Origin of the sequence: Proteus sp. PR00208 (genome assembly GCF_016238545.1) — a bacterium.
Lineage (GTDB): Bacteria > Pseudomonadota > Gammaproteobacteria > Enterobacterales > Enterobacteriaceae > Proteus.
This window is the reverse complement of the sequence record NZ_JAEHQE010000001.1, coordinates 439,144-462,136: the sequence shown is the minus strand read 5'-3', so window position 1 is coordinate 462,136 and position 22,993 is coordinate 439,144. Positions and strand designations below refer to the sequence as shown.

At 37.7% G+C, this 22,993-nt stretch carries 23 protein-coding genes and 2 tRNA genes; 15 read left to right on the top strand and 10 right to left on the bottom strand.

The annotated features are described in order from the left end of the window. The first annotated feature begins 168 nt into the window (after window positions 1-168). The 3 genes from fabI to gstA all read left to right on the top strand — a co-directional run bounded on the left by fabI (window position 169) and on the right by gstA (window position 2,667). Window positions 169-957 carry an enoyl-ACP reductase FabI gene (fabI, locus tag JEP36_RS02165; protein ID WP_072067955.1) on the top strand — a complete coding sequence of 263 codons (789 nt, stop codon included), beginning with the start codon at window positions 169-171 and terminating at the stop codon, window positions 955-957. 180 nt (window positions 958-1,137) lie between these two features. Further along, complete coding sequence (locus JEP36_RS02160; protein ID WP_198629829.1) at window positions 1,138-1,842, top strand: DUF3592 domain-containing protein; 705 nt, start codon at window positions 1,138-1,140, stop codon at window positions 1,840-1,842. A gap of 213 nt (window positions 1,843-2,055) precedes the next feature. Then, window positions 2,056-2,667, top strand: coding sequence for a glutathione transferase GstA (gene gstA, locus JEP36_RS02155; RefSeq protein WP_198629828.1), 612 nt, complete (start codon window positions 2,056-2,058; stop codon window positions 2,665-2,667). A gap of 91 nt (window positions 2,668-2,758) precedes the next feature. On the opposite strand, the gene pdxY is transcribed toward gstA, so the two are convergent. The 4 genes from pdxY to anmK form a co-directional block, all read right to left on the bottom strand. Further along, window positions 2,759-3,628, bottom strand: a complete 870-nt coding sequence (gene pdxY / locus JEP36_RS02150) for a pyridoxal kinase PdxY (RefSeq protein WP_198619592.1) — start codon at window positions 3,626-3,628, stop codon at window positions 2,759-2,761. 122 nt (window positions 3,629-3,750) lie between these two features. Further along, on the bottom strand, window positions 3,751-5,025 hold the full coding sequence (gene tyrS / locus JEP36_RS02145) for a tyrosine--tRNA ligase (protein ID WP_036913193.1): 1,275 nt from the start codon (window positions 5,023-5,025) through the stop codon (window positions 3,751-3,753). A 131-nt stretch (window positions 5,026-5,156) separates the two neighbouring features. Beyond that, window positions 5,157-5,810, bottom strand: coding sequence for a pyridoxamine 5'-phosphate oxidase (gene pdxH / locus JEP36_RS02140; RefSeq protein WP_109372409.1), 654 nt, complete (start codon window positions 5,808-5,810; stop codon window positions 5,157-5,159). A gap of 43 nt (window positions 5,811-5,853) precedes the next feature. Further along, a complete protein-coding gene (gene anmK / locus JEP36_RS02135; RefSeq protein WP_198619593.1) occupies window positions 5,854-6,966 on the bottom strand; it encodes an anhydro-N-acetylmuramic acid kinase in 1,113 nt (370 codons plus the stop codon). Between the two features lie 221 nt (window positions 6,967-7,187). Between anmK and JEP36_RS02130 the strand changes: the two genes are divergently transcribed. Next, window positions 7,188-7,655 carry a glycine zipper 2TM domain-containing protein gene (locus tag JEP36_RS02130; RefSeq protein ID WP_075672187.1) on the top strand — a complete coding sequence of 156 codons (468 nt, stop codon included), beginning with the start codon at window positions 7,188-7,190 and terminating at the stop codon, window positions 7,653-7,655. Between the two features lie 310 nt (window positions 7,656-7,965). On the opposite strand, the gene slyA is transcribed toward JEP36_RS02130, so the two are convergent. Together slyA and JEP36_RS02120 are read right to left on the bottom strand one after the other, a co-directional pair. Further along, window positions 7,966-8,394, bottom strand: coding sequence for a transcriptional regulator SlyA (slyA, locus tag JEP36_RS02125; protein ID WP_196533262.1), 429 nt, complete (start codon window positions 8,392-8,394; stop codon window positions 7,966-7,968). Between the two features lie 451 nt (window positions 8,395-8,845). Further along, window positions 8,846-9,085: a DUF1289 domain-containing protein gene (locus tag JEP36_RS02120; RefSeq protein WP_198619594.1), complete on the bottom strand. Its 240-nt coding sequence runs from the start codon at window positions 9,083-9,085 to the stop codon at window positions 8,846-8,848. A gap of 185 nt (window positions 9,086-9,270) precedes the next feature. On the opposite strand from JEP36_RS02120, the gene gloA reads away from it, so the two are divergent. Both gloA and rnt read left to right on the top strand, forming a co-directional pair. Next, a complete protein-coding gene (gene gloA / locus JEP36_RS02115; protein WP_198619595.1) occupies window positions 9,271-9,678 on the top strand; it encodes a lactoylglutathione lyase in 408 nt (135 codons plus the stop codon). 95 nt (window positions 9,679-9,773) lie between these two features. Then, window positions 9,774-10,412 (top strand): ribonuclease T, encoded by a 639-nt coding sequence (gene rnt / locus JEP36_RS02110; protein WP_075673239.1) that lies wholly within the window; start codon window positions 9,774-9,776, stop codon window positions 10,410-10,412. 121 nt (window positions 10,413-10,533) lie between these two features. On the opposite strand, the gene JEP36_RS02105 is transcribed toward rnt, so the two are convergent. Beyond that, window positions 10,534-10,875, bottom strand: coding sequence for a Grx4 family monothiol glutaredoxin (locus tag JEP36_RS02105; protein WP_006537039.1), 342 nt, complete (start codon window positions 10,873-10,875; stop codon window positions 10,534-10,536). 458 nt (window positions 10,876-11,333) lie between these two features. Between JEP36_RS02105 and JEP36_RS02100 the strand changes: the two genes are divergently transcribed. Next, the gene (locus JEP36_RS02100; protein ID WP_109372413.1) at window positions 11,334-12,149 is read left to right on the top strand and encodes a sulfite exporter TauE/SafE family protein; all 816 of its coding nucleotides are present in this window, start codon (window positions 11,334-11,336) and stop codon (window positions 12,147-12,149) included. Between the two features lie 284 nt (window positions 12,150-12,433). Next, window positions 12,434-13,012 (top strand): superoxide dismutase [Fe], encoded by a 579-nt coding sequence (gene sodB / locus JEP36_RS02095; protein ID WP_109372414.1) that lies wholly within the window; start codon window positions 12,434-12,436, stop codon window positions 13,010-13,012. A 137-nt stretch (window positions 13,013-13,149) separates the two neighbouring features. On the opposite strand, the gene cydH is transcribed toward sodB, so the two are convergent. Then, entirely contained in the window at window positions 13,150-13,233 is an 84-nt protein-coding gene (gene cydH / locus JEP36_RS17910; protein WP_103004765.1) for a cytochrome bd-I oxidase subunit CydH, read from the bottom strand. 268 nt (window positions 13,234-13,501) lie between these two features. Here cydH and purR point away from each other — a divergent pair, with 268 nt between their 5' ends. Next, a complete protein-coding gene (purR, locus tag JEP36_RS02085; RefSeq protein ID WP_198619596.1) occupies window positions 13,502-14,527 on the top strand; it encodes an HTH-type transcriptional repressor PurR in 1,026 nt (341 codons plus the stop codon). A 26-nt stretch (window positions 14,528-14,553) separates the two neighbouring features. Here the strand turns inward: purR and punR are convergent, their stop codons facing one another. After that, complete coding sequence (punR, locus tag JEP36_RS02080) at window positions 14,554-15,456, bottom strand: DNA-binding transcriptional activator PunR (RefSeq protein ID WP_088495752.1); 903 nt, start codon at window positions 15,454-15,456, stop codon at window positions 14,554-14,556. Between the two features lie 118 nt (window positions 15,457-15,574). Between punR and punC the strand changes: the two genes are divergently transcribed. Further along, window positions 15,575-16,792, top strand: a complete 1,218-nt coding sequence (gene punC, locus JEP36_RS02075) for a purine nucleoside transporter PunC (RefSeq protein ID WP_198629827.1) — start codon at window positions 15,575-15,577, stop codon at window positions 16,790-16,792. Window positions 16,793-17,095: 303 nt separating this feature from the next. After that, window positions 17,096-18,250 carry a cyclopropane fatty acyl phospholipid synthase gene (cfa, locus tag JEP36_RS02070; RefSeq protein WP_198629826.1) on the top strand — a complete coding sequence of 385 codons (1,155 nt, stop codon included), beginning with the start codon at window positions 17,096-17,098 and terminating at the stop codon, window positions 18,248-18,250. A gap of 86 nt (window positions 18,251-18,336) precedes the next feature. Here cfa and JEP36_RS02065 read toward each other — a convergent pair whose 3' ends face one another. Beyond that, window positions 18,337-19,008, bottom strand: coding sequence for a riboflavin synthase subunit alpha (locus JEP36_RS02065; RefSeq protein ID WP_196533266.1), 672 nt, complete (start codon window positions 19,006-19,008; stop codon window positions 18,337-18,339). Window positions 19,009-19,321: 313 nt separating this feature from the next. Between JEP36_RS02065 and JEP36_RS02060 the strand changes: the two genes are divergently transcribed. From JEP36_RS02060 to pykF, 4 genes are all read left to right on the top strand, one after another. Then, the gene (locus JEP36_RS02060; protein ID WP_160230322.1) at window positions 19,322-20,695 is read left to right on the top strand and encodes an MATE family efflux transporter; all 1,374 of its coding nucleotides are present in this window, start codon (window positions 19,322-19,324) and stop codon (window positions 20,693-20,695) included. Between the two features lie 148 nt (window positions 20,696-20,843). Next, window positions 20,844-20,920, top strand: a tRNA-Val gene (locus JEP36_RS02055). A 29-nt stretch (window positions 20,921-20,949) separates the two neighbouring features. After that, window positions 20,950-21,026, top strand: a tRNA-Val gene (locus JEP36_RS02050). A 469-nt stretch (window positions 21,027-21,495) separates the two neighbouring features. Continuing rightward, window positions 21,496-22,908, top strand: a complete 1,413-nt coding sequence (gene pykF / locus JEP36_RS02045) for a pyruvate kinase PykF (protein ID WP_109372420.1) — start codon at window positions 21,496-21,498, stop codon at window positions 22,906-22,908. Window positions 22,909-22,993 lie beyond the last annotated feature (85 nt).

Here is a 22,993-nt window from a genome sequence, read left to right as displayed (position 1 = left end):
TCACCCTTTTCCCTTAACTCCTCGGAGGTGCTAGGGAAATTAAACAAATTTACAAATGTCGTGGTAGAATCAGCCACGTTTATTAACAATAAGCGTGATAACCTAACAGATAAATAAAACTGTGAATGATGTTATTATCGCGATTTACGAAAAAACAAGGATACAGCTATGGGCTTTATGACCGGCAAACGCATTCTTATTACTGGTGTTGCTAGTAAATTATCAATTGCTTATGGTATTGCCAAAGCTATGCGTGACCAAGGTGCAGAACTTGCATTTACTTACCAAAATGAAAAACTGAAACCACGCGTTGAAGAATTTGCAGCATCATTAGACTCAAATATCGTATTAGAGTGTGATGTGTCAAAAGACGAAAGCATCGATACCATGTACGCAGAACTTGCAAAAGTTTGGCCAAAATACGATGGTTTTGTTCACTCTATCGGTTTTGCTCCTGCTGACCAATTAGATGGCGACTACGTTAATGCCGTAACTCGTGAAGGCTTTAAAATTGCTCACGACATCAGTGCATACAGCTTCGTTGCTATGGCGAAAGCAAGCCGTGAAATGCTAAATCCAAATTCAGCTCTATTAACTCTGACTTATTTAGGCGCTGAACGTGCAATCCCTAACTATAACGTTATGGGTCTGGCAAAAGCCTCTTTAGAAGCTAACGTTCGTTATATGGCAAATGCTATGGGTCCTGAAGGTATTCGTGTTAACGGTATCTCAGCAGGTCCGATCCGTACATTAGCGGCATCTGGTATCAAAGATTTCCGAAAAATGTTAAGCCATTGCGAGTCAGTAACTCCTCTGCGTCGTACTGTAACAACGGAAGATGTGGGTAATACAGCCGCATTCTTATGCTCTGACTTATCTGGTGGTATCACAGGTGAAATCATTCACGTAGATGGTGGTTTCAGCATCGCTGCAATGAATGAATTAGAATTAAAATAATTCTATTCTATAAATAAATAGAAGCCAGTCTTACTGTTAAGGCTGGCTTTTTTATTATAACAATGCTGCTATTTATCCTTACTTTTTAATTGATTTTTTTCTTCTATTTTTTAGCTTATTCCTATAATCTTTTTTATACTAGCGATAAAATAATCACCTATTAATAAAAGGACTTAATGTATGAAGAAATTTAGATTTCTGTTTTATATTTTTGCTCTTATTGGTGCAATTATTTTTGTTGTGGCGTTGTTTGTTATTAAATCTGAATTAAATGTAGTAAGAAATGGAATAGAGACAACAGGTGTTGTTATTGACCAAAGTGTGAGTAAATCTTCGGATGATAGAAGTATTTATCACCCTATTATTAGATTTAATACGGAAGATAATAGAGAAATAACGTTTCACTCACCAGAAGGTGGCAATCAATCCCGCTTTTATCTTGGTGAAAAGATTAACGTTATTTATCTTCCAAGTGATCCACAAAGAGCAACAATAAACAATTTTTTAGGCTTATATGGCGCGGGTACTATATTAAGTATTTTTGGATTGGTATTTGCATCAACAGGGCTTATCCCTTTGTATTTTATCAGAAGAAGAGCAACAAGGGATCAACGACTAAAACGTGATGGGATGCCTATCAATGTAAAAATATCCGAAATTATTATTAATAGTCATATTCGTTTTAATCACCGTTCTCCCTATCAAATTATTGCTGATTATCATGATACATTAAACAATCGATTAATTCGTTATAAAAGTGGTTATATCTTTTTTGATCCCACACCTTATATTAATAAAGAGCTTGTTACAGTCTATGTTGATAAACGAAATCCAAAAATCTATTACCTTGATATTTCTTTTTTACCCTCCTTTGAAGAGTCATAATTGAAGACGTCTTATATCCTATTAATATAAGGAGCATTTGTTTTCGTGTATTTTCATCAATTAACTGCCTTGTTCACAGATTTACAAAAGCCTTTTTTATTCGCACCATTTGAGTTTGCTAATTTCTTAGAACCTCTTATCATCTTATATTAGTGAAGATATTCTGATATCTGTAAGTTAATTCACCACCTCATTGATAGGGAGCTATTCAATATGAAATTGTACTACACGCCAGGTAGTTGCTCGCTTTCCCCTCATATCGTTTTACGTGAAACCGGTTTAGACTTTTCAATAGAGCGCATCGACTTACGTGCTAAGAAAACAGAATCGGGGAAAGATTTTCTAACCATCAACCCAAAAGGCCAAGTCCCTGTTCTTCAATTAGATAATGGTGATATTTTGACTGAAGGTGTTGCAATTGTTCAATACCTTGCAGACTTAAAACCAGATAGGAATTTAATTGCACCGCCAAAATCGCTAGAACGTTACCATCAAATTGAGTGGTTAAACTTTCTTGCCAGTGAAGTACATAAAGGCTATAGCCCTCTATTTTCACCAGATACACCTGAAAGCTATATACCTGTTATTAAAACTAAATTAAAAAGTAAATTTGCTTATATTAATGATGTATTAAGCAAGCAAAAATGTGCATGTGGTGAGCATTTTACGGTTATTGATGCCTATTTATTTACATTAAGCCAATGGGCACCGCATGTGGGTTTAGATTTAACTGACTTAACACATCTGCAAGATTACCTAAAACGCATTGCACAACGACCTAATGTGCATAGCGCACTGGTCACTGAAGGGTTAATTAAAGAGTGAGTTAAAACGTAATAAAAAATAAACTTAATACAATAAAAAAGCGGACGTAATATTCATATCCGCTTTTTCTTTTCTTAGGATTTTGTGTGGTTTAATCTATCTGTGTTGCGCAGAATCTGTGTGTTGGATGCACCATTTGATCTTGAGCAGCAACGAGTTGCAGTTCGTACTCATTCATCTCTTTCGTTTTTAGCATCACTTCATAAACTGCCGCGGCAACGTGTTCTAATGCAGTTTGTAATTCAACACCTTTAAGTAAATCCACTAGCATTAAACCACTGGTTAAATCACCGACACCCACAGGTTGACGCTCACCAAAATCAACTAATGGACGGCTCACATGCCAACTATGTTCTGCGGTAACTAGCAGCATTTCAAAACGATCATGACGATATCCAGCGCGTGATAAGTGTTTTACTAATACAACCTTTGGACCTTGTTTACACAATTCACGGGCAGCATTGACACACTCATCAACATTATGAAGGGCTTTGCCACCACTTAATGTTTCAAGTTCTAACAAATTAGGCGCAATGATATCGCTGATAGGTAACGCTTCTTCACACAGTACACCAGATACTTCTGGCGGCACGATACACCCTTTTTCAGGATGTCCCATTACAGGATCACAAAAATACCATGCGTTAGGATTCGCTTGTTTTACTTTTTTAACGATATCAACAATGCGCAAACCTTGTTCAGCCGATCCCAAATAACCACTTAGTACTGCATCACATTGTGAAAGTTTACCAATTGCGGCAATACCATCAACAATCTCAGTAATATGTTCTGCTGACATGACGCAGCCAGTCCATTTTTCTGGATATTGTGTGTGATTTGAAAATTGCACTGTATTTAGAGGCCAAACATTTACCCCCATACGACGCATTGGAAACTCAGAGGCGCTGTTACCTGCATGACCGAAAACAACATGTGACTGAATAGAGAGTATATTTTTCATGACATAAACCGATTATTGTGAATACACACAACACCCAAGCTTTATCATCATAGGCGAGGTATATACGTTTATTTATTGTTATTAAGAAAAAGGGCAACTCATCGGCTGCCCTTTACTGTCAATTATTTCCAGATAACGAGGCAGTAATGTTTTTTACCGCGACGCAAAATAGAATAATGACCAAATAAGAAATCTTTTTCTTCAAAGACGTATTCAGGATTGTCTTGTTTTTCGCCATTAATTGAAACTGCGTTAGAGCCAATCATTGTACGAGCCTGACCGCGAGAAGGAACTAATTCTGCGTTAACCAGTGCTTGTTGCAAATCACTGCCTTTTTCTAACTCAATTGTTGGCATACCATCTTGTGCTAATTGTTCAAGGTCAGCTTGTGTTAAGTCTGCAATTGCACCAGAGAATAAGCTTTCTGTAATACGTTTAGCAGCGATTAGACCTTCTTCACCATGAACTAAACCAGTAACTAGTTCTGCTAATACACGTTGAGCACGAGGCGCTTGACCGCTATTTTTATCTTCTTCTTCAAGTGCATTAATTTCTTCAATGCTCATAAATGTGAAGAATTTTAAGAAGCGATAAACGTCAGCATCTGCTGTATTGATCCAGAACTGGTAGAATTTGTATGGGCTTGTTTTCTTAGGATCTAACCAAACCGCACCGCCTTCTGTCTTACCGAATTTAGTTCCATCAGATTTAGTAATTAATGGTACAGTCATACCAAATACTTGTTTCTGATTGAAACGACGGGTTAAATCGATACCTGAAGTGATATTACCCCACTGATCAGAGCCACCGATTTGTAATTCAACACCTAAATGCGTATTTAATGACGCAAAGTCATAAGCTTGTAATAGGTTATAGGCGAATTCAGTAAAAGAGATACCCACGTCGTCACGGTTTAAACGTTGTTTAACCGCTTCTTTGTTGATCATTTGGTTCACAGAGAAGTGTTTACCGATATCACGCAGGAATGTCAGCACATCCATTTGACCAAACCAGTCATAGTTGTTTGCTAATTCCGCACTGTTTTCACCACTGTTGAAATCTAAGAAAGGTGACACTTGTTTACGAATTTTTTCTACCCATTCGTGAACAGTATCTTGGGTATTCAGTTTGCGCTCAGTGGCTTTAAAACTAGGATCACCAATTAGACCCGTTGCACCACCCACCAACGCCACAGGCTTATGCCCGGCTAGTTGGAATCGTTTTAAACACAGCAAAGGAACCAAATGCCCCAAGTGCAGGCTATCAGCGGTAGGATCGAAGCCACAATAGAGAGCGATAGGACCTTGCTCCAAACGCTCTACCAAAGCTGCCTCATCCGTGACCTGAGCGATTAGCCCACGCTCCTGCAATTGTGTGATTAGGTTCTTGCTAGACATCAATGACTCCATCGGTTTATTGTTTTTTGTCTATTAAAATATAAGTGAAACACAAGTGGTATAGCATAAAGCGCCACTACATTAAGTACCAGTAGAAAAAGACTTTTTGAGGCAAATTTATTAACACAGCATTAAGGTGCTAATCGCTCAATGTCCCATCCTTGTGGTGATTTTTGGTAGATAAAGCGATCGTGTAGACGATTTTCTCGTCCTTGCCAAAATTCAACAGAATCAAATGTCACACGATATCCACCCCAGAAACTCGGTAATGGCACTTCTCCATTTTGGAATTTCTGTTTTAATTCCAGAAATTTACTTTCTAATACGCCTCTTGCGGAAATGCGAGAAGACTGTTGAGAAGCCCACGCTGCAATTTGACTATCTTTAGGACGACTATGAAAATATTTAATCACTTCGAGTGAAGAGAGCCTCTCTGCTTTACCTAAAAAGCAAACTTGTCTTTCCAAGGGATACCAAGGAAACAACAGACTGATTTTTTGATTATGCTCTAAATGACTGGCTTTGCGGCTACCCAAATTGGTATAGAACACGAGCCCTTTTTCATCAAAGTGTTTTAATAACACGATACGTTGATAGGGTTGTCCATTTTCATCAACTGTGGCGACACACATGGCAGTAGGATCGCTTAAACGTGCTTCACAAGCCTGTTTTAGCCACTTTTCGAACAAGACTAATGGCTCTTCTGTTAATTCATGACGTCGTAATCCGCCTTTCATATATTCACGGCGTAAATCTGCAACATCAATAAAATCAAGTTCTGTCATTTTTCACTCTCTCTTTTGAGAAACTGCGTTCAGCATATCACGCTTAACGAGGATTTGTAGGGTAAATCGCCCCTAAAACGGTTTCTCTTGATGCCCCTGTTACAGAAGGCAAATTCCCTGATTCATTTGCGATAGTTCGAGCGGCTAACCAAGCAAATGCCAACGCTTCCATATCATCGCCACTTAAACCATATTTATCCGTTGTTGCGACTTCTGTACCTGGTAATAATGAAGCTAAACGATGCATAATTTGCCCATTTCTCGCCCCACCACCACAAACGAGTAAACGTTCACATCCACCGTTTAATTGGATCTGTTGCACAATACTTATCGCGGTTAATTCAACTAAAGTGGCTTGTACATCTTCAGGAAAAACATTCGGTACTCTTGCTAAATGGTAATTTAGCCATTGTGTATTAAAATATTCTCGCCCTGTACTTTTAGGTGCTGAACGCGAAAAATAAGGATCTGAAAGCATATCTTTCAATAAAGTTGCGTTTACAGTGCCAGTAGCAGCCCATTTACCATTATCATCATAGGGTGTTTGGTTATGGATCCAATTCCAGCTATCTAATAGCATATTTCCGGGTCCTGTATCGTAGCCTTTGACTGCAATACCAGGTAATAACAATGAGATATTGGCAATACCACCAATATTTAAAATAACACGTTTTTCAACAGAGTGTCCTAACACGGCAAGATGAAAAGCGGGTACTAAAGGTGCACCTTGTCCGCCATAAGCAATATCTCTGCGACGAAAATCACCAACTGTCGTAATTCCTGTTAGTGCAGCAACACGGTTGTTGTCACCAATTTGCATAGTAAATGGCATATCACTTTCTGGCTCATGCCAAACGGTTTGTCCATGACATCCTATCGCCGTAATATCACTCGCGCTAAGTTTTACTTTTGCGAGTAACTCTATAATTGCTTGCGCATAAAGTTCGCCCAGTTGGGCATCTAATAGGCCGATTTCATGCAAGGTAGTAGGTTGCCCTTGGCAAACAGCTAAAATTCGTTGGCGTAGTTTTTGTGGATAAGGCAGAAAGTGATTTTCTTGTTGTGCTACGAACTTATTATTGATTGCAGCTAATACAACATCAACACCATCTAAGCTTGTGCCAGACATCACGCCAATGTACCGCCCTGCTATCATGTTCTTTTCCTTATAATCAAGATGATGCAAATTTTTAACATATAATGTTATATTCTCTCTTTTCAGAAATCTCTTCTGTTTTTACGATCAGCCTTTACTATATAGTAAGCTATATATTATTAAAATCAGTGTCGACATACGCAAAAAACGAGCTATAACTGATACTAGATAACATTGGTATAATCTGAATAATTTACCTCAGATTTTCTTTAGGAGTGACTATGTTTAAGCATTTACTTATTGGTCTTTTTACAATGACTGTACTTACTGGTTGTGTGAATACAAATTCACTATCTGGTGACACTTATACCGCAAGCCAAGCAAAACAAGCTCAAAATATTACTTATGGTACAGTGGTTTCTGTGCGTGCAGTAAATATTCAAGCGGGTAGCGATGAGAATATTTTAGGCGCTATCGGTGGTGCCGTTCTTGGTGGTATGCTAGGTAACACTGTGGGGGGTGGTACAGGTCGTAATCTTGCAACAGCCGCGGGTGCAATAGCAGGTGGTATGGCAGGACAACAAGCACAAGGCGCTTTAAATACCACTAAGGGTGTTCAAATTGAAGTTCGTTTAGATAGTGGTAGAACTGTCGCTATCGTTCAAAAAGCAGATAATACTGTTTATAGCCAAGGTCAACGTGTTGCAGTTATTGGCAACGGAAATAACTTAACTGTTTCTCCTCGCTAATGAACAACAAAAAACAGGCAACATTAAAGTTGCCTGTTTTATTTTATGACTCAATAATAAGTAACCTAAAGAGAGAACGAATATATAATCTAGTTATGACAATTAGGATTATATAATGATTTTTGTTATATACTCGTCATATTTCAAATTTCAGTATTGTTGACATCGTTTACTCGCACCAGTGACATATTTTATATATCCCTAGTGACTCATTCACTTGTTATCTAGCTGAACATCAAATTATTTAGAGTATAGTTATCATCATGTCATTAATCTTATTTAAATAGAATATATATTAAATTTGAAATTATTAGTCATTTAACCTATTTATATTTTTTTCTAATTTTTGGATTGTACCTATTAGCCTTTCGATTTCGTCTAGTTGGATACCACCTAATATTTCTCGTCTCGTTTTTTCTATAACAGTATAAACCTCATTAATAAAAGGCTCAGATTCTTTTGTTAATTTTATACGTTTTGCTCTACGATCATTTGCACATGTATGCCGACATATCAGCTTTTTTTCTTCCAGTTGATCTAAGGTTCTCACTAAAGACGGTTGCTCGATCCCTATTGCTTTTGCCAATTGGATTTGTGACTGCTCTGGAGGTAATTGGCTGATATTGTACAAAGTAACCCAGTGGGTTTGGGTTAATTTTAATGGTTTGAGACGATGATCAATTAAAGCACGCCACAATCGAACTAAACGCGCTAAATCAGCTCCTAATGTTGATTCCACTTATCTCTCCTTAATTAGCATTTTCAGTCAACTTATTACAAAGTTTAGATATTCATTTTTAATACAATATTTACCTATTCTTTTTAATTAAAACATTACCTTTAATAACTAATATAGTTATAACCCTATTTATTAGATAAGTAATTATTTTCCAGATATAATTAAAGCTTTTCTTTCTAGCAAAGAAAGTTCATAAAGAATAACCTTGTTATAAAAACTAATCTATATTTTTTTACATAATAATTATTATTATTTTAAATCCAACACTAAAACCAAGAAAAAAACCATTCTTATCAATTGATTGCAAATAAAAATAGAGCAACAACACTTTAAAGTTATAACTTTATATTAATAAAGAAAAAATAATAAACCACATAACTACAATAAATAATAATAATGAATTAAAAAGATAGTTAATTATTATTTTAATATTAAAAAATAAGTAGCACATTTAAAATAAATTGAGTTGATCATTTTCTCTTTCAATTGAAGAACCCAGTTTTTTTAATGTTCTTAAATAACGTTGCTGACAAAGTCGTAATATATTTCTTTTCTCTTGTTGACTCATTATTGACCAATTAAACCGCTCTTGGCGACTGCGATAGCACCCAACGCAATATCCTTGCGCATTCATTTCACAACGCCCAATACAAGGACTAGGGATATCAAAAAATTCTAATTGTTCTTGCATTTGATTTTCCCTCCCTATTGTTTGTTACAATAGAGTATAGTTAATAGAGATATTATCTGCACAACATGATTTATTGAACTGTTAAAGGCGTAGTAAAATTGAACTTTAGGGCTTTAACGCGTTATAGTACTCCGCCATCAGTTTAACTGTAGGGTTTAATCATTAGAAAAACACAAGAGGTTTATATGCGAGTACTTCATACCATGATCCGTGTGGGCGATTTACAACGTTCTATCGACTTTTATACCAAGGTTTTAGGTATGCAACTTCTACGCACTAGCGAGAATGAGGAATATAAATACTCGTTAGCTTTTGTTGGTTATGGTGATGAAAGCACTGGTGCGGTTATCGAATTAACCTATAACTGGGGTGTAAACAGCTACGAAATGGGAACCGCTTTTGGGCATGTGGCATTAGGTGTTGATGATGTTTCCGCAACCTGTGAAGCCATTCGCCAAGCTGGCGGTAATGTTACCCGTGATGCGGGTCCAGTAAAAGGTGGCTCAACAATTATTGCTTTTGTTGAAGATCCTGATGGATATAAAATCGAGCTCATCGAAAACAAAAGTGCAAGTCACGCTCTAGGTAACTAATATTTATTAAAACCAGAAAGATAACATGTGTATCTTTCTGGCCTTACTGATTATCAATTTCCGATATTCTATTTTTATCGGATAAGTACAACTTAATGCCTGATATAAATAATCCCAATAAGCTTTGTAACCGTTTTCGGGGTTACTACCCTGTTGTCATTGATGTTGAAACAGGTGGATTTAATGCGAAAACAGACGGTTTACTTGAAATCGCCGCCATTACACTAAAAATGGATGAGCAAGGTTGGCTAAAACCTGATAACACATTACATTTTCATGTTGAACCCTTTGAAGGGGCTAATTTAGAGCCAGCAGCCTTAGAGTTTACAGGTATTGATCCAACTAATCCTTTACGTGGCGCAGTCAGTGAATATGAAGCCTTTCATGCCATTTTTAAAATGGTACGTAAAGGAATGAAGGATGCAGATTGTAATCGCGCTATTATTGTCGCTCATAATGCAAATTTTGATCACAGCTTTGTGATGGCTGCTGCTGAGCGTGCTGGATTAAAACGTAATCCTTTTCACCCTTTTGCCACCTTTGATACAGCGGCTTTAAGTGGATTGGTATTAGGGCAGACAATTTTGGCTAAAGCCTGCATCACTGCTGGCATTCCCTTTGATAGCAAATTAGCGCACGGTGCATTATACGATACTAATCGCACATCATTACTTTTTTGTGAATTAGTTAACCGTTGGAAAAAGCTTGGTGGATGGCCATTGCCTACACCTTGAAACTATGATTTCGCTGATACATTTATGAATAACAGAAAAAAGCCCGTTCATCATTGAACGGGCTTTTTTATCGAAGATCTCATTATTTTATGCGTTTCAATACCGACACAATAAAAATTAATTACTGTGCTTCTTCTTCACCACGGTATTTATCAGCAGTCTCTTTTAATAACTTCTGTAATTCACCGCGCTGATACATTTCTAAAATAATGTCACATCCACCGACTAATTCACCATCTACCCATAATTGTGGGAAGGTTGGCCAGTGTGCATATTTTGGTAGCTCTGCACGAATATCTGGGTTTTGCAAGATATCAACATACGCAAAACGCTCACCACAAGCAGAAATAGCTTGAACTGCCTGAGCAGAAAAACCACAACTTGGTAATTTTGGTGAACCTTTCATGTATAAAATAATTGGGTTTTCATTGATCTGGCGTTCAATTTTTTCAATAGTCGTCATTTGTAAGTCCTTACAGCCTTTTATATTCGATATGCTTTATAGGGGAAAACATGAAAGAAGAATACCACTTTATATTAGAAACCTCTATATAAGTTTAGTTCTCGATATAAAACAATAAGTTGGTATTAATCTATGAGATTATTGATGAGAAAAAACACAATAAAGCATAAAAAATAAATCAATACGTTACCGATGGTTATGAGTGTGTTTTATCCTATTAGCTCCCCTTTTATTTTTGCAGTTTTTCCTTTCTTAATTTTAAGAGCATTTTTTCTTCACTTGATTTTAAAGTATATGAAGCACTGCTTTATTATTAAATGAAATAACAACGGCTTTAGTTTTACATCAAAATCAATATATTAAATTTCATAATCTATACATTAAGATAAAACGCTACTTTATTAAAAGGATATAATGTATATAAATAAATTTGTTATAAACCTTGATGAGTATTAACTATGGATATGATTTTGCTGTTTCTTTTAGTGGGATGTATCACTGGCTTTTTTGCTGGACTACTTGGCATAGGAGGCGGTGCAATCATTGTTCCGGTAGTTATGTATGTAGTGAGTCAACAAGCTATCCCAACAGATATGGTGATGAAAATTGCCTTATCTACCTCGTTCTCTGTCATTATATTTTCCACAGCATCTTCAGCGTATTCCCATAACAAACATAAAGCCATTTTATGGCAGCAATTTCCTCTATTATCCATCGGCACTATCATTGGTATGCTTGTTGGGACATTTTTGGTACAAAAAATGTCAAACACGATATTGCAAATCGTGTTCTGTATTTTCATGGTATATACCATCTATGGATTATTAACTAAAAAGAAAGAAGCAGAACGCATAGAAAACGTGAAAGATCCTGTTGTTTCAAAACCAGCGTTAACCAGTGGTGGCTCTTTAATTGGCTTTATATCCAGCTTTATCGGTATTGCTGGTGGGACTATCACCATTCCTCTTTTAAGTCATTGGGGATTTAATACACGCAAATGTATTGCAACCTCTTCAATGATTGGTGTCATCATCGCTTCCATAGGCACAATCATGGGTATTATCTATGGTTGGAATCAAACAAATATTGATGACTATTATTTAGGCTTTGTTTACTTACCTGCCTTTATTGGAATAAGCATTACCAGCATTCTCTTCGCCCCTGTCGGTGTAAAAGTTGCTTATCGCCTACCTATTCCAAGAGTTCGCCAAATATTTGCATTATTCCTATTCTTAGTCGTAGTGAAAATGATGTATACACTGATGATAGAGTAAGCAAAAAATGCAACAATCAGAGGATATAGGCTCTGAACAAAGTCAATATTTTACTGCTTTACGAGTTACTCTGTGGGATATACTCTTATGAGTATAATTAATCTATATGGCTTATAACTATAGATAAAAGATATTTAGCTGTTATTTCAGCAGATTTTTGTTAAAATAATTAGCAAAATAGTAACAACTTAGTGATTCATTTGCCTCATTCTATCAATTCAAATGATTTTGATGGAATGATTTCAGGCACAAAACCCGAAATAGATAGTTTAAAGGAGTACGCAATGTCTTTCGAATTACCAAAATTACCTTATGCGTTAGATGCTCTTGAGCCACACATCTCTAAAGAAACTTTAGAATATCACTACGGCAAACACCACCAAACCTACGTAACCAATTTAAATAACCTGGTTAAAGGTACTGATTTAGAAAGCAAATCCTTAGAAGAAATCATCAAATCTACTGATGGTGGTATCTTTAACAATGCAGCTCAAGTATGGAACCACACTTTCTACTGGAACTGCTTAGCACCAAACGCAGGCGGCGCACCAACAGGTAAAGTTGCTGATGCTATCAACAAAGCATTCGGCTCTTTTGAAGAGTTCAAAAAGCAATTTAATGATGCGGCAGCTAAAAACTTCGGTTCAGGTTGGACTTGGTTAGTTAAAAAAGCAGACGGTTCAGTTGCAATTGTTAACACGTCTAATGCTGCTACTCCAGTTTCAGGCGCAGACAAACCACTGTTAACAGTAGACGTATGGGAGCATGCTTACTACATCGACTACCGTAATGCGCGCGTTAAATATTTAGAAGAGTTCTGGGCACTGGTTAACTGGTCATTTGTTGAAGCTAACCTTGCTTAATTGAGCTTGATAATCAAAGGTGAGTGATTGAGATTCATTTGTGGTGACAAAATAACAAAGGGCCTTGAGCCCTTTGTTATATTCAGATATTCGATAATTTATTATTTAAATTGATCGGATATTCTATAAAGCAGTGATTAGAACAACATAGTCGAAAATAAAACAATCATAACAAGCGCTGCTACTGCTGTACTCAAACCAAATTTCAGATCCGTATCCATCTATTTCTCCCTCAAAATGATTATAATACACTTTTTTAACCATAACCTTGTCATGGTTAATTATTATCACATATCAAAATTTGCTAAAATAGCGACTAGTGCACAATTTATAACATTGATTAATACTTTCACTTTTGAGCTAGATCATACAAAATTCACAGCTAATCGCTAAATTATTGCCAGTGTTTGCCCTATGTATGACTATACTGGCAGTTAAACCATAAAATTAGATAAAAGAGACCAATGAAGGTCAGGAGTTTTCCACACCATGGCAACAATAAAAGACGTGGCAAAACGCGCAGGCGTATCAACCACGACTGTTTCTCATGTGATCAACAAAACACGTTTTGTTGCTGAGAACACACGGGCAGCAGTTTGGGCCGCTATAAAAGAATTAAATTATTCGCCTAGTGCCGTTGCGCGTAGTTTAAAAGTCAATCACACCAAATCTATTGGCCTGTTAGCCACGTCCAGTGAAGCTCCTTACTTTGCTGAAGTGATTGAAGCTGTTGAAAATAGTTGTTATAGCAAAGGCTACACACTGATTTTATGTAATTCACATAATAACCTCGATAAACAAAAAGCCTATTTAGCGATGCTGGCACAAAAACGTGTTGATGGGTTATTAGTCATGTGTTCTGAATACCCCGATCACCTTCTGTCACTGTTAGAAGGCTATCGTAATATTCCAATGGTTGTCATGGATTGGGGTAAGGCGCGTGGTGACTTTACCGATACGATTATCGATAATGCTTTTCATGGTGGTTATATTGCGGGTCGTTACCTTATTGAACGAGGTCATCGTGATATTGGTATTATCCCTGGTCCATTAGAACGTAATACCGGTGGTGGTCGCTTACAAGGTTTCTTAAAAGCCATGGAAGAAGCAAAAATCACAGTAAAAGATGAGTGGATTGTACAAGGCGACTTTGAGCCAGAATCTGGTTATAAAGCCATGTATCAGATGTTAAATCAAAAACATCGCCCTACTGCTGTTTTTTGTGGTGGTGATGTGATGGCAATGGGCGCAATTTGTGCCGCTGATGAGCTAGGTTTACGTGTTCCTTTCGATATTTCCATTGTGGGTTACGACAATATTCGTAATGCGCGTTATTTTACACCAGCATTAACCACAGTCCACCAGCCAAAAGAGCGTTTAGGTCAAATGGCTTTGTCAATGTTGCTTGATCGCATCGTCAATAAACGCGAAGACGCCCAAACAATCGAAGTTCATCCACGATTAGTTGAGCGCCGTTCAGTTGCTGACGGTCCTTTTATTGACTACCGTCGTTAATTCAGATTTATTCGGCTATCTGATTTCTAGCGAAGCCATTCCTCATTTAAGGTTTGGCTATCTCCAAGATAATCTAACAACCATGTCAAAGCGGGTGATTCACTTTTATCGACCCACGTCAGGCAGCATGGGCTGTCTGGCAATGGTTGTGCCAGTTGTAAAGTAACCAGCTTACCTTGTTCAATTAAAGGTTCAGCACGATGCCAAGGCACCATTCCTACGCATAATCCCGCTAACAAACATTCAAGCCCCATATCCCATGTCGGAACAACCATTCTACGCTGATTATTTAGCGCCCAAGTGTCACGCTTTGGTAAACTGCGTGAAGTATCTTCTAAGCATAAACTTGGATAAGGTCGCATCTCATCATCCGTTAATGGATGTTGTGCTTTCGCTAAAGGGTGATCAACATGACAAACACAGCGCCAAGGCATAAATCCCATATCTCTAAAACTATAACGTTCACCAATTGGTGAGGCTCTTGTTGCACCAATCGCTAAATCAACACGACCATTAACTAAGGAGTCCCATACGCCATTGAACACTTCAGGGTAGACATACAACTCAATATCAGGAAAATGGCGGTAGAAATCGAGAATAAGTTGTTGTGTTCTTTCAGGTTTAACAATGCCATCAACTGCTATACTAAATTGACCACGCCACCCATTAGAAACTTGTTGACAAAGATGTCTAGTGTCATTCATTTTTTTGATAACAGATCGTGCTTCTTTGATGAAAATTTTACCTGCATCGGTTAATTCTACATCACGGTGACGGCGCTCAAACAAAGGAACGGCAAGCCATTCCTCTAATTGCCGAACAGTGTAACTAACGGCGGATGGCACTCTGTGCAATTCTTGAGCAGCGGAGCTAAAACTTCCTGTTCTTGCAACTGCATCAACAACTTCTAAAGAGTATTCTGACCACATAGAGTTTATTCCTTTGAAAATTTTTCACAGCATTAACCAAATATTCCCGTTTCACAAGTAAAATAAGTCTTAGTTACAATACATAAAATGTTCTACATCACATAGCATAGAAAATAAAATGAATTCTAAAACTTCCACACAATCAAAAACACCTATGAGCTTTATGGTGTACCTAGCGGGTTTGAGTATGCTAGGTTACTTAGCTATTGATATGTACTTACCTGCATTTGGTATGATGCAGCGTGAGCTCTCTATCAGCGAAGGTGCTATTAGTAATAGCTTAAGTATCTTTTTATTTGGCTTTGCTGTTGCTCAATTACTTTGGGGACCACTTTCTGACAAAGTCGGTCGTAAACCTATTCTACTTATTGGTTTAAGCCTTTTCTCTTTAGGCTGTCTTGGTATGCTGTGGGTTGAGAGTGCAACTGGCTTACTTGCTATGCGCTTCCTACAAGCTTTCGGCGTCTGCTCTGCGGCTGTTATTTGGCAAGCTCTTGTCATCGACCGTTTTGATGAATCTCGCGCTCAGCACGTTTTTGCTTTAATTATGCCACTGGTTGCATTATCACCAGCACTTGCACCTTTAATTGGCGCATCATTATTAAATCACGGCGGCTGGCGTATGATTTTCATGCTGTTAATGGCTGTAACATTAGTTCTAATGTTACCGACATTAATGCTAAAAAACATTAAACAAAAATCAGTCACTGATGAAAACCAATCTACCGCTTCATTTACGACTTTACTAAAATCCCCTCTCTACACAGGTAATGTATTAGTTTACGCTTCTTGTAGTGCAGGTTTCTTTGCTTGGTTAGCTGGCTCACCAATCATTCTTGAAAAGATGGGCTACTCTCCACAGGATATCGGTTTAAGTTATATTCCACAAACTGTTGCATTTATGGTGGGTGGTTATGGCTGTCGTATTTTACTGTCAAAAATGGCAGGTAAAACGCTACTGCCACTGTTGTTAATTGGTTATGCTGTCAGCATGACTGCGTTATACCTTGTTGCTAAATTTACTGAGCCAACATTAACGACTATTTTAATTCCATTCTGTATTATGGCTGCAATGAATGGTGCATCTTATCCAATCGCAGTATCTAATGCTTTATCCGCTTACCCTGAAATTAGTGGTAAAGCAGCTGCGTTACAAAATGCACTTCAACTGGGTCTTTGTAGCTTAGCGAGTTTTATTGTGTCCGCATTTATCAGCCAACAACCGCTGATTAACACCACGGCAATTATGGCGTTAACAGCAATTCCAATGGCGGTTGGCTACTTTATTCAGCGCAATAAATCTGTTACCAAGCACACGGTTCAAACCGCAGAATAATCGCCCCCTTATTTTAAGAATCATCTTAAAAAGGCCATTTTATAAAAATGGCCTTTTTCTTTTCTAGAGAAAAACATTCTACGTCTCTATACTTACTCATACGCTGTAATAGCGTTTTATTTATTTTTCTTTCGGATTTTGAGACATTAAACAGATTATTTGCTGATTATGTCAGATTAGTTGTTTTATTAATTCTATTCGTTCAATTCATACTGAACACAATACCATTTTAATACTATCAATCTGTACACATCCTTTCTTAGCTTTATGTTTCAAAACCCGCTTAGTTTACGCGGAGAGTATATGAGTACATCTTGTGTAGAAGAAGGCCGAAAGACCTCCAACGATCCTTATAAAAAGATCGCAACAGAACTGTTAGCTCACGCTGATATTCGAGTTAATGGCTCAGAACCTTATGATATTCAGGTTCATAATCAAAATTTTTATAAAAGAGTATTACAGCAAGGCTCATTAGGTCTCGGCGAAAGTTATATGGATGGTTGGTGGGATTGTGAGCGACTAGATATATTCTTTCATAAAGTTTTACGTGCTGGTCTTGAAAATAAGCTTCCACAAAATCTACGTGATCTTTTCAAGATTGCAACAGCCCGCCTTTTTAATCTGCAAACACAAAAACGCGCATGGATGGTAGGTAAAGAGCATTACGATCTTGGTAATGATCTATTTACCGCCATGCTTGATCCTAATATGCAATATTCCTGTGGTTACTGGAAAAATGCAGATAATTTAGCCCAAGCCCAAGAGCATAAATTAGATTTAATTTGCCGAAAATTAGATTTAAAGCCAGGTATGACCTTATTAGATATTGGTTGTGGCTGGGGTGGACTAGCAGGCTACGCAGCCAAATACTTTGGCGTATCTGTTACGGGTGTCACTATTTCTGTTGAGCAACAAAAACTGGCACAAGCTCGATGCCAAGGACTTGATGTTAATATTATTCTAGAAGACTATCGTGATTTACATGAAAAATTTGATCGCATAGTTTCAGTGGGGATGTTCGAACACGTTGGACCTAAAAATTATGCAACTTATTTTGATGTAGTTCGTCATAATTTAAAAGAAGATGGTCTGTTTTTATTGCACACCATTGGTTCTAACCGCGATAAAGTGAATGTAGATAGCTGGATAAGCAAATATATCTTTCCTAATGGGTGTTTACCGTCTATTCAAAAAATTGCTCATGCAATGGACAATAAATTTGTGATGGAAGATTGGCATAACTTTGGCGCTGATTACGATAAAACATTAATGGCATGGTATCAGCGTTTTTTAGCGTGTTGGCCAAGTATTGAATCTAACTACACACCGCGTTTTAAACGTATGTTTAGCTATTATCTTAATGCCTGTGCTGGCGCATTTCGTGCCAGAGATATTCAGTTATGGCAAATAGTGCTAAGCCCTAAAGGCCATATTGGCGGTTTACAGATCCCTCGTTAATTATTTTTTTCTAACAAGAGAAAAGCCAGTTTGATTGATAAACTGGCTTTTTCTTTGGTTCTCTTTAAGAACAACAACATTAATCATTAATTGTGTGAAGCTTGTTCTTCATTTTCAATTTGTTGTGTTGCGAATAAAGCTTGTTGCTGTGCTTGTTGTGCCATAACGCGCTCTACTGTATCGACAATCGCTTGAGTTTGAGGATCAAGCTCAATATTGACTTTATCACCAAGGCGCTTACGACCTAATGTCGTTCTATCTCGCGTTTCTGGAATTAAATGGACACAAAAACGGTTATTAACCACATCGCCCACAGTTAAGCTTATTCCATCAATACCAATAAAACCTTTGTGTAAAATATACTTCATTAATGCTTTATCAAAGATACGAAACCATATTTGTAGATTATTTTCTGAGGTAATAATTTTGGCAACTTCAGCCGTTGTTACAATATGACCAGACATCACATGCCCGCCAATTTCATCACCATACTTAGCCGCACGTTCAATATTTACTTCGGAGCCGACTTTTAATTCACCAAGGTTAGTTAAACGTAATGTCTCTTTCACCAAATCAAAGCTAATATGTGTACCTTCAATTTTAGTGACCGTTAAACAGCAACCATTATTTGCAACAGAAGCACCTGTTTCTAAATTGCCGACTAACTCGCTGGGTAATTCAATGATATGGGTACGAAAATCGCCTTTATCTTCGATAGCAATAACCCGCCCTTTTCCCTGAACAATACCTGTAAACATCTTACATCTCCTTGGATCGATAAACTGGTAAACTCAATTTAGGTTTATGCTATTAAGGATAACATAGCTCGTATTAATACAAAGGAACAATTATCGCATTTATTCCTTATCGATTATTGTCGTTAAATATAACGTAAAAACACCTAATAAATTATCAAAATTCTGTGCTTGAAAAGCTAAACTTCTTTCGTTGCTAATTAAACTTTTATCATTAGAATAGGCGGTCTTGAGGATCTCTTTACGTCATTTTAACAATACGACGTTTGTTCTCTTCCTTTCCTTTCGTTTTCTTATAATAAATAAAGGTGTATGCGTGCAGAAGTACATAAGAGAAGCGCGTAGCTTACTTGCTCTCGGTATCCCCGTTATCATCGCGCAATTTTCCCAGACAGCAATGGGTGTGGTTGATACTGTCATGGCGGGTGCTGTAAATGCCACAGAAATGTCGGCAGTGGCAGTAGGTACGTCTATTTGGTTACCAACGATTTTATTAGGCCAAGGCATATTAATGGCATTAACCCCAATCGTTGCACAATTAAATGGTTCAGGACAACGAAAACACATTGCTAATCGTACACAGCAAGGTTTTTGGCTCGCCACTTTCTTATCAATCATGGTAATTGCTATTCTTTATAACAGCCGTTTTATTATTGAAGCGCAACATGATATCGAACCGGAATTAGCCGAAAAGGCCATTGGATTTATTCACGCCATTATGTGGGGTGCGCCAGGTTGCCTTTACTATCAGGTACTAAGAAGCCAATGTGAGGGATTATCTAAAACAAAACCCGGCATGATAATTGGTTTTATTGGCTTATTAATTAATATCCCTGTTAACTATGCGTTTATTTACGGTAAATTTGGCGCACCACAATTAGGGGGTATTGGTTGCGGTGTTGCAACGGCCTCTGTTTTCTGGGCAATGTTCTTAATGATGCGTTATTACGTGCGTCGAGCACCGACACAACGTGATGTTATGCCAAAGAAACGTTTAGTAAGTCCTGATTTCCACACGATAAAACGTATTACATTTTTAGGATTACCCGTTGGTTTAGCCTTATTCTTTGAAGTAACACTCTTTGCTGTTGTTGCATTATTAGTTTCACCTTTAGGCGTTACTGCGGTTGCTAGTCATCAAATAGCACTTAACTTTAGTTCCCTGATGTTTATGTTCCCTCTGTCATTGGGAATAGCGGCAACAATCCGTGTTGGTCATAACTTAGGACAACGCTCCACAGAACAAGCCCGCACTTCAGCCATTACAGCACTTGCTGTTGGGCTAATGTTGGCAAGTTGTACTGCGATTTTCTCTATCATCTTTAGAGAAAAAATCGCATTAATGTATAACGATGATATTGAAGTGGTGACATTAGCATCTCATCTTATGTTATTCGCTGCGCTTTATCAGTTATCAGATTCTGTGCAAGTTATTGGCTCAGGTGTATTAAGAGGTTATAAAGATACCCGCTCTATCTTCTTTATTACCTTTATTGCCTACTGGGTAATTGGATTGCCTTCTGGTTATATCTTAGGGCGTACTAATTACGTTGTTGAAGCGATGGGACCTGCTGGTTTCTGGATTGGCTTTATTCTAGGTTTAACTGCCTCAGCAATTATGATGGGTTCCCGTATTTGGTGGATCCAACGCCAATCTGATGAAGTGGTGTTATTACGCTCAGAGCGTTAAAGATAAACAGTTATTTAGGCAAGGGAATGACACAAATATCAACAAATAGCTTTAAATACGAGCAGTTGAATATAAATTTGTGTTTTTCCTCTTGCCAGAATCGAATCATCTCGTTAATATTCGTCCCCGTTGTCACCCAATAGATAATGCGTCCATAGCTCAGTTGGTTAGAGCACCACCTTGACATGGTGGGGGTCGGTGGTTCGAGTCCACTTGGACGCACCATTTATTTTTCGGCAACATCTCAATACAGTGCGTCCATAGCTCAGTTGGTTAGAGCACCACCTTGACATGGTGGGGGTCGGTGGTTCGAGTCCACTTGGACGCACCATTTCTCTTTCTCTATATTTTCTTATTGTTGTTCATCTTACCTACCCTACAAAATAATTAATCTAGCTTGCAATATTTTATTGCGCAACAAATTGTTTAAAAAACAAGCAGTCAGCGCTGTATTTTGATCACATCACTTAAATTTACCTTTTTTCGATTTTCTTCATAGAAATTAACCTCTATAATACGAAACATAATTTTGTTGAAAGGTTTCAGCGTATTGATTTACGGGCATCTTTAGAAAACAGAACAAATGAATCGTGATAGACTATAATGTAAGATGTCTACCAACCCTTGAAACAAAATAGTGACAAGATTTTTATGATGTTGCTGAACCATTAACATGTTGCGCAACTTATCCATTAGAGGTGAGTTTGTACATCCTGTTTTGCACCGTTGATACAGTTAATAGAAAACGGCGACATTAATCCTTATTCATCCATTACAATACAACCATTAAATAGACTGCCATGAAAAAGACAAAAATTGTTTGCACCATCGGGCCAAAAACCGAATCTGAAGAAAAACTGAATCAATTACTAGACGCAGGCATGAACGTTATGCGTCTAAACTTCTCTCACGGTGACTATGAAGAGCATGGCAACCGTATCAAAAACCTGCGTAACGTTTGCGCTAAAACAGGCAAAAAGGCCGCTATCTTATTAGATACTAAAGGCCCAGAAATCCGTACCATCAAATTAGAAGGTGGTAATGATGTTACTTTAGTTGCAGGTCAAACTTTCACTTTCACCACAGACAAAACTGTTGTGGGTAACAAAGACCGCGTTGCTGTGACTTACGAAGGTTTCGCTAAAGACTTAACTGTTGGTAACACCGTTTTAGTTGATGATGGTCTTATCGGCATGAAAGTAACGGCTGTAACTGATACAGAAGTTGTTTGTGAAGTTTTAAACAACGGTGACTTAGGTGAAAACAAAGGTGTTAACTTACCTGGCGTTTCTATCGGTTTACCTGCATTAGCTGAAAAAGATAAACAAGATCTTATCTTTGGTTGCGAGCAAGGCGTTGATTTCGTTGCTGCATCATTTATTCGTAAACGTTCTGACGTTGAAGAAATGCGTGCTCACTTAAATGCACACGGTGGCGAAAACATTATGATCATCTCAAAAATTGAAAACCAAGAAGGTTTAAACAATTTTGATGAGATCTTAGAAGCCTCTGACGGCATCATGGTTGCTCGTGGTGACTTAGGTGTTGAAATCCCAGTTGAAGAAGTTATCTTTGCACAAAAAATGATGATCGAAAAATGTAACGCTGCGCGTAAAGTGGTTATCACTGCAACGCAAATGTTAGATTCAATGATCAAAAACCCACGCCCTACTCGTGCTGAAGCGGGTGACGTTGCGAATGCTATCTTAGATGGTACTGATGCTGTTATGTTGTCAGGTGAAAGTGCTAAAGGTAAATACCCAGTAGAAGCTGTGACTATCATGGCAACTATCTGTGAGCGTACAGACCGTATCATGCAATCTCGCCTTGATTACAAACAAACAGCTGCGAAATTACGCGTAACTGAAGCAGTTTGTCGTGGTGCGGTAGAAATGGCTGAAAACTTAGATGCACCTCTGATTGTTGTTGCAACTTTTGGTGGTAAATCAGCTCGTTCTATCCGTAAATACTTCCCAACTGCACCAATCTTAGCATTAACAAACAACGAAGAAACAGCTCGTCAGTTACTGTTAGTTAAAGGTGTAACAACACAATTAGTTAACGAAATCTCTTCTACTGATGACTTCTACCGTATTGGTAAAGAAGCAGCATTAGCAAGTGGTTTAGCTCACTCAGGTGACCGTGTTGTTATGGTAACTGGCGCATTAGTTGATAGCGGTACAACAAATACTTCATCTGTTCACGTTCTGTAATTCTTTATTCATTTAGTCGCTTTACAATTTAAAACACCACTTCAATATTTGAAGTGGTGTTTTTTTAATGCTTTATTTATTAGTG

What these genes read in the sequence shown, in the direction of transcription:
- fabI (WP_072067955.1), top strand. Translation starts at nt 169, where the DNA reads ATGGGCTTTATGACCGGCAAACGCATTCTTATTACTGGTGTTGCTAGT.
- JEP36_RS02160 (WP_198629829.1), top strand. Translation starts at nt 1,138, where the DNA reads ATGAAGAAATTTAGATTTCTGTTTTATATTTTTGCTCTTATTGGTGCA.
- gstA (WP_198629828.1), top strand. Translation starts at nt 2,056, where the DNA reads ATGAAATTGTACTACACGCCAGGTAGTTGCTCGCTTTCCCCTCATATC.
- pdxY (WP_198619592.1), bottom strand. Translation starts at nt 3,628, where the DNA reads ATGAAAAATATACTCTCTATTCAGTCACATGTTGTTTTCGGTCATGCA.
- tyrS (WP_036913193.1), bottom strand. Translation starts at nt 5,025, where the DNA reads ATGTCTAGCAAGAACCTAATCACACAATTGCAGGAGCGTGGGCTAATC.
- pdxH (WP_109372409.1), bottom strand. Translation starts at nt 5,810, where the DNA reads ATGACAGAACTTGATTTTATTGATGTTGCAGATTTACGCCGTGAATAT.
- anmK (WP_198619593.1), bottom strand. Translation starts at nt 6,966, where the DNA reads ATGATAGCAGGGCGGTACATTGGCGTGATGTCTGGCACAAGCTTAGAT.
- JEP36_RS02130 (WP_075672187.1), top strand. Translation starts at nt 7,188, where the DNA reads ATGTTTAAGCATTTACTTATTGGTCTTTTTACAATGACTGTACTTACT.
- JEP36_RS02120 (WP_198619594.1), bottom strand. Translation starts at nt 9,085, where the DNA reads ATGCAAGAACAATTAGAATTTTTTGATATCCCTAGTCCTTGTATTGGG.
- gloA (WP_198619595.1), top strand. Translation starts at nt 9,271, where the DNA reads ATGCGAGTACTTCATACCATGATCCGTGTGGGCGATTTACAACGTTCT.
- rnt (WP_075673239.1), top strand. Translation starts at nt 9,774, where the DNA reads ATGCCTGATATAAATAATCCCAATAAGCTTTGTAACCGTTTTCGGGGT.
- JEP36_RS02105 (WP_006537039.1), bottom strand. Translation starts at nt 10,875, where the DNA reads ATGACGACTATTGAAAAAATTGAACGCCAGATCAATGAAAACCCAATT.
- JEP36_RS02100 (WP_109372413.1), top strand. Translation starts at nt 11,334, where the DNA reads ATGGATATGATTTTGCTGTTTCTTTTAGTGGGATGTATCACTGGCTTT.
- sodB (WP_109372414.1), top strand. Translation starts at nt 12,434, where the DNA reads ATGTCTTTCGAATTACCAAAATTACCTTATGCGTTAGATGCTCTTGAG.
- cydH (WP_103004765.1), bottom strand. Translation starts at nt 13,233, where the DNA reads ATGGATACGGATCTGAAATTTGGTTTGAGTACAGCAGTAGCAGCGCTT.
- purR (WP_198619596.1), top strand. Translation starts at nt 13,502, where the DNA reads ATGGCAACAATAAAAGACGTGGCAAAACGCGCAGGCGTATCAACCACG.
- punR (WP_088495752.1), bottom strand. Translation starts at nt 15,456, where the DNA reads ATGTGGTCAGAATACTCTTTAGAAGTTGTTGATGCAGTTGCAAGAACA.
- punC (WP_198629827.1), top strand. Translation starts at nt 15,575, where the DNA reads ATGAATTCTAAAACTTCCACACAATCAAAAACACCTATGAGCTTTATG.
- cfa (WP_198629826.1), top strand. Translation starts at nt 17,096, where the DNA reads ATGAGTACATCTTGTGTAGAAGAAGGCCGAAAGACCTCCAACGATCCT.
- JEP36_RS02065 (WP_196533266.1), bottom strand. Translation starts at nt 19,008, where the DNA reads ATGTTTACAGGTATTGTTCAGGGAAAAGGGCGGGTTATTGCTATCGAA.
- pykF (WP_109372420.1), top strand. Translation starts at nt 21,496, where the DNA reads ATGAAAAAGACAAAAATTGTTTGCACCATCGGGCCAAAAACCGAATCT.